This window comes from Pseudomonas sp. PA-4-8C (assembly GCF_021606625.1).
GTDB classification, from domain to species: Bacteria; Pseudomonadota; Gammaproteobacteria; order Pseudomonadales; family Pseudomonadaceae; genus Aquipseudomonas; species Aquipseudomonas lactis.
Window position 1 is genome coordinate 1 of sequence record NZ_WKCD01000351.1, and the last position, 5,015, is coordinate 5,015.

Genomic DNA, 5,015 nt, shown 5'->3' on the forward strand with positions numbered 1-5,015 from the left:
ACGCGGCCGCGCCAAACCCTGGGCTGGAAATTCCCCATAGAGGTGCTGACCGAGCACCTGCAGCTCCTGGCGACCAATAACTTGAATACGGTCAACTGACTGTTGCACTTGGAACTTGAGTCCGCCGCACGATCCCGGTCTTGAAGTAGTAACCCCAGCTGATCGTTATGTTTTTCCGGGCGAGCACGTGCAGCCACAACAGAGTTGCCAAGCTCCCAATTGGGGTGATCTTCGGGCCCAAGTCGCAGCCGATGATGTTGGCGTAAACCATCGCTTGCTGGACTACACCATCGACTTCGGCGGCATGAATGGATAAGGCGCCTACCAAAACGGTGGGCATGTTGTTCATGATCGAAGACAGCAACGCTGTTAGCAGCCCTGTACCAAGGGACGCGCCCCAAACGCCATAACCGGCGAACACGTTCAGGATCTGCGCGATGTGGTCGGTCAGGCCGGCGTTCTTCAGGCCATATACAACCAGGTACATACCCAAAGAAAAAATCACCACCTGCCATGGCGCCTCTTTGAGCACCTTGCCTGTGTTGATGGCGTGACCACGAGCCGCGATGACGTAAAGAATGAATGCACAAACTGCTGCAATGGCGCTGATTGGCACCCCCAATGGCTCAATGACAAAGAAGCCGATCAGCAGTAGTGCCAACACCCACCAACCAGCTACAAAAGTGGCCCGGTCGTGGATTGCCTCGTCCGGATTGTCCAGTTGATTGAGGTCATAGGTCTTTGGTAGATCTTTGCGGAAAAACCACAGCAACATGGCTAATGTCGCCGCCACGCTGACGATGTTTACCGGCACCATGATCGAAGCATATTCGTTGAAGCCGATATCGAAGTAGTCGGCAGAAACGATGTTTACCAGGTTGGAAACCACCAGCGGTAAGCTCGCCGTATCGGCGATAAAACCGGCTGCCATGACGAATGCCAAAGTAGCCGCAGGAGAAAAACGCAACGCCAACAACATCGCGATCACAATGGGTGTGAGGATCAATGCTGCTCCGTCATTAGCGAACAGGGCCGACACCGCTGCGCCCAGCAGGACGATAAATGCGAACAGCTTGCGGGTGCTCCCGCCTCCCCATCGGGCCACATGCAGCGCAGCCCACTTGAAAAAACCTGCCTCATCAAGCAGCAGACTAATGATGATGACCGCGATGAAAGTCCCAGTGGCATTCCAGACAATGCGCCAAACCTCTGGTATGTCGGCAAGGGTAACGACACCTGCCAGCAACGCCACGATGGCACCGAACATCGCACTCCAGCCAACCCCAAGCCCCTTGGGCTGCCAGATGACAAGGACAATGGTGGCGATAAAGATCAATACGGCAATCAGCATTTAATTAATCCGGTTGGGCGTGAATCAGCTACACACGGCTTGGTTGATCGGACGGTCGTTCATGCCGCAGAGGCGCTTAGCCTCGGTTTCCAGCCATTGCTGATTGGCGTCTACCACTTCCTTCAAAACTGCAGTCACCCACGCGGGCAAATCAGGATTCAGTCGGTAGTACACCCATTGGCCTTGGCGACGATCCAACAACAAACCGGCAGAGCGCAGCAGCGCCAAATGACGAGAAATCTTCGGCTGACTCAGGTCGAGTGCTGCCGTTAGCTCGCATACACACAGCTCACCTTCACTGACGACAAGCAGCGAAATTTTTGCTCGGGTGTCATCCGCCAGGCACTTGAATAAGGTGGTGGGGTTCAAGGGTTCTGTCATAGATCCTCCAGGTGTTTGGTCTTGACCAAAACGAAGAGCTTGATGCGCTCGTGGATGTCGTGGAGCGTGTGGCGAAATGCGCCAGGATCATCGCTAGTTACTGGGTCAGGAAAATCCCAGGCAATGATTTCACCTGCATTGGGCATTGGTAGGCACTCGCTTGCGGATTTATCACAAAGAGTGATTACGTAATCGAATCGATCAGCTTGAGACTCGCTGATGGACTTGCTGCGCAGGCCCGTTGCATCGACTCCAACAGCCTCCAATGCCTGAGTTGTGCGCGGATCAACCTCAGACGGTTCAGACCCTGCGCTGAAGGCCTCGAAGCGCTGATCGGTGTGACGCAGCAAAGCCTCTGCAAGCAGGGATCGGGCTGAGTTGGCAACGCACACGAAAAGCACTTTGATAGCAAGGCTCATGGTTAAACTCGATGCATATGGAAAATCGAATATACGCTTTAGCGAATATGCGGTAAAGCGAATATGATGACTGCTGCTTCGGCTTGAGCCGTGACAGTTCTTACAAAGCGGCACAAAGGAGATAAGGGGATGGGCAAAGAGATGATGATCCAGGCAACGGAAATAGCCGGAGGTCAATGGCAGCGCTTTCGCGATGCACTGAAATCTGCTGACCTTCTAGGAGACGGTATTGATCTTCCAGGCCGAACCTTTTTTGAGTTCACACAGGATAGTGAGACGGTCGCATGGGGAGGTTTCGAAACGCATGGTACGGACGGGTTGCTGCGTTCCCTGGTCGTAGTCTCGACATACAGATCGAAAGGGATCGGTGTCACGGTGCTTAAGATCATTGAAGCGAAAGCCGCCGAGCAGGGAATCGCTCGATTTCATTTGCTGACAACAACTGCGTCAGGCTTTTTTGAGCAGCAGGGCTATGCAGTAAATCAACGAGGCTCTGCCCCACCTCTTATTTCTCAGACGGAGCAGTTCAGGGGGCTTTACCCTGGCTCGGCTTGCTACATGTGCAAGGCATTATCTGCGAATGCACGAAAGTAGCTGATCACCTTGGTGATGGCTTTTAGCCTCGATGCCAGCTAGATTTGGAGCTTTCTACGATCAAGGATGGATATGAAAAAGCTCATCGCAGTAATGGGGATCTGTGTCGCACTTGGCGGTTGCGCTACGTCCCACTACACCGCAGGGCGAGACTTTCCGTCGGCCAGTGTAGCGAGCATCACCAAAGGCAAAACGACGACTATTGAGTTGAAGTCCCTGTTTGGTGAGCCCTACGCCAAGAGTGCTGTCAGCGAGACTGACGAAAAGTGGATCTACACCTACACCAACGGCTCAGCCCATGCCCAGAGCTACGTGGTCACCATGAAGGTGACGACTACGGGCATTCAGAAAACGCTCGACGTTTTGATCCGTAATGACGTGGTCATCAACTACACGTTCAGCGAAGGCCCCGCTCCAGGCACTACCACTGCGACGAACTAAGTTCGCCACCTTGCCATTGGGCGACCCACCGCGCTCAGTACGTTGTTGATGGAGCAAGCTCATGGACAGAACCTATGCCTTCGTGGATGAGTCCGGGAATTCCGACCTTGATACGTCAAAGGGAGGGAGCTCGGGCTTCTTCATCGTGTGCTCCATTCTGGTGGCAGAGAAAGACCTGGAAGCTGCTTATGCCCAAGCTGAAGCACTCCGCATGCGTCACTTTCAAACAGGCGAGATCAAATCCAGCAATCTGAAGCCGAAGGATTCAGATCGCCGTTCCCGAATCCTCAACGAGCTAGCTGAGCTGCCTTTCAAGCTCTATTTCACCGTCGTTGATAAGTCCCGAATTCACAAAGACGGCGGCCTCCGTATCAAGACCTCGTTCATAAAATACGTGAACGGGTTGCTCTATGAACGCTTGTTCCGCGCATACCCTGACCTCCAGATGATCGTTGACGAGCATGGTGGCCAGGAATTTCAGGAGAGCCTCAAAAGCTACGTTGCAGAACGATTCGTGGACGACCTATTTGGCGATAAGGATGCGTTCCAGACGATGGCCAGTAAGGACAACGTTTTGGTTCAGGTTGCAGATTTTTTTGCTGGATCAGTCGCTCAGATCTACGAAGAGAAAGCTTCGGAAGAAGCAGTCCTTGCCTACAAAAAAATCCTACGCAGCCTGACTCTTGGAATGCTTGAGTGGCCATCCAAGTACCAGTCTCTTCTGCCACCGCCGACGGATGAGTCTGGGTATGCAGACTACCAAGTACACCAAGAAGCACTCCGCCAGGCTGATCGTTTTAGCGAGCGGGCTGGCGAACACCCTGATGAGGATGAGCGCCTGCAATTGAGTATCCTGCGGTTCTTAAGATTTCAAAGCGAATTCGTCACCAAGGATTACGTGCTGACTACGGAGATCATGGCGCATCTAAAAGACAGCGGACTTGGAGAGGTCAACGGCCAGAGAATCCGATCAAGTGGCATCGCCAAGCTTCGGGATGCGGACGTCATCATCACAAGCGCGGCCAAAGGCTACAAGATCCCTCAAACACGGGCAGACATTAACGAATTTCTTGAAAGAGCGTCAGGCATTGTTGTTCCTCTACTGGAACGGGTCAAAAAGGCTCGAGAGGTATATCGGCTGAGCAGTCGAGGAGAATATGACATCGTGACGGCGGCCAACTTGGCTGAACTAGCCAAGCTGCTCGCTGCGCTCGAGGCATTTGCAGATGACTGAACTCAGTCATGGCCAGGAACCTCACCAGGCTGCATTGATCCAGGATGAAATCCTAGAGATTCTGAAAGAAGCCAAGGTGCTCGCGCGTAGATTCTATCGCCTGACCGGCAAGCCGCTGGGCGTGACCGGCGAGGTGGCAGAGTACGAAGCTGCTACTCGACTCGGCCTGGTACTACATCCTGCAAGGCAGGCAGGTTACGACGCTACAGAGACGCTGGAAGATGGCGTCGCGAGAATCCAGATCAAGGGGCGATGTATCCTGAACTCGCAAAAGATTACGGGCCGTATGGGTGCAATTGATCTACGACAACCCTTCGATATTGTGCTCTTGGTGCTGCTTGATTCTGAGTTCAACGCATTTGCAATGTACGAAGCTAGCCGTGCCAAGGTTGAGGCAGCTTTGACCTTGCCAGGCTCCAAAGCTAGAAATGAAAGGGGAGCGCTGGCGATTAGGCAATTCATGTCGATAGGGCGGACTCAAGTTCCAAGTGCAACAGTCAGTTGACCGTATTCAAGTTATTGGTCGCCAGGAGCTGCAGGTGCTCGGTCAGCACCTCTATGGGGAATTTCCAGCCCAGGGTTTGGCGCGGCCGCG

7 protein-coding genes are annotated in these 5,015 nt (G+C 53.4%); 4 read left to right on the forward strand and 3 right to left on the reverse strand.

Features of this window, described 5'->3' with window-relative positions:
- Positions 1 to 91: 91 nt before the first annotated feature.
- The 3 genes from GIW04_RS27760 to GIW04_RS27770 are packed head-to-tail and all read right to left on the reverse strand — an operon-like array spanning position 92 to position 2,151.
- On the reverse strand, positions 92 to 1,351 hold the full coding sequence (locus tag GIW04_RS27760; protein ID WP_236270476.1) for an arsenic transporter: 1,260 nt from the start codon (positions 1,349 to 1,351) through the stop codon (positions 92 to 94).
- Between the two features lie 24 nt (positions 1,352 to 1,375).
- Complete coding sequence (locus GIW04_RS27765; RefSeq protein WP_032894886.1) at positions 1,376 to 1,732, reverse strand: metalloregulator ArsR/SmtB family transcription factor; 357 nt, start codon at positions 1,730 to 1,732, stop codon at positions 1,376 to 1,378.
- Entirely contained in the window at positions 1,729 to 2,151 is a 423-nt protein-coding gene (locus tag GIW04_RS27770; RefSeq protein ID WP_032894887.1) for an arsenate reductase ArsC, read from the reverse strand. The genes GIW04_RS27765 and GIW04_RS27770 overlap by 4 nt, the downstream gene beginning before the upstream one ends.
- A gap of 129 nt (positions 2,152 to 2,280) precedes the next feature.
- Between GIW04_RS27770 and arsN2 the strand changes: the two genes are divergently transcribed.
- From arsN2 to GIW04_RS27790, 4 genes are all read left to right on the forward strand, one after another.
- On the forward strand, positions 2,281 to 2,745 hold the full coding sequence (gene arsN2, locus GIW04_RS27775) for an arsenic resistance N-acetyltransferase ArsN2 (protein WP_032894889.1): 465 nt from the start codon (positions 2,281 to 2,283) through the stop codon (positions 2,743 to 2,745).
- 72 nt (positions 2,746 to 2,817) lie between these two features.
- Positions 2,818 to 3,186: a hypothetical protein gene (locus GIW04_RS27780; protein ID WP_032894891.1), complete on the forward strand. Its 369-nt coding sequence runs from the start codon at positions 2,818 to 2,820 to the stop codon at positions 3,184 to 3,186.
- Positions 3,187 to 3,247: 61 nt separating this feature from the next.
- On the forward strand, positions 3,248 to 4,420 hold the full coding sequence (locus GIW04_RS27785; protein WP_032894893.1) for a DUF3800 domain-containing protein: 1,173 nt from the start codon (positions 3,248 to 3,250) through the stop codon (positions 4,418 to 4,420).
- Positions 4,413 to 4,925: a hypothetical protein gene (locus GIW04_RS27790; RefSeq protein WP_236270474.1), complete on the forward strand. Its 513-nt coding sequence runs from the start codon at positions 4,413 to 4,415 to the stop codon at positions 4,923 to 4,925. The genes GIW04_RS27785 and GIW04_RS27790 overlap by 8 nt, the downstream gene beginning before the upstream one ends.
- Positions 4,926 to 5,015: the final 90 nt, after the last annotated feature.

What these genes read in the sequence shown, in the direction of transcription:
- GIW04_RS27790 (WP_236270474.1), top strand. Translation starts at nt 4,413, where the DNA reads ATGACTGAACTCAGTCATGGCCAGGAACCTCACCAGGCTGCATTGATC.
- GIW04_RS27765 (WP_032894886.1), bottom strand. Translation starts at nt 1,732, where the DNA reads ATGACAGAACCCTTGAACCCCACCACCTTATTCAAGTGCCTGGCGGAT.
- GIW04_RS27770 (WP_032894887.1), bottom strand. Translation starts at nt 2,151, where the DNA reads ATGAGCCTTGCTATCAAAGTGCTTTTCGTGTGCGTTGCCAACTCAGCC.
- GIW04_RS27760 (WP_236270476.1), bottom strand. Translation starts at nt 1,351, where the DNA reads ATGCTGATTGCCGTATTGATCTTTATCGCCACCATTGTCCTTGTCATC.
- GIW04_RS27785 (WP_032894893.1), top strand. Translation starts at nt 3,248, where the DNA reads ATGGACAGAACCTATGCCTTCGTGGATGAGTCCGGGAATTCCGACCTT.
- GIW04_RS27780 (WP_032894891.1), top strand. Translation starts at nt 2,818, where the DNA reads ATGAAAAAGCTCATCGCAGTAATGGGGATCTGTGTCGCACTTGGCGGT.
- arsN2 (WP_032894889.1), top strand. Translation starts at nt 2,281, where the DNA reads ATGGGCAAAGAGATGATGATCCAGGCAACGGAAATAGCCGGAGGTCAA.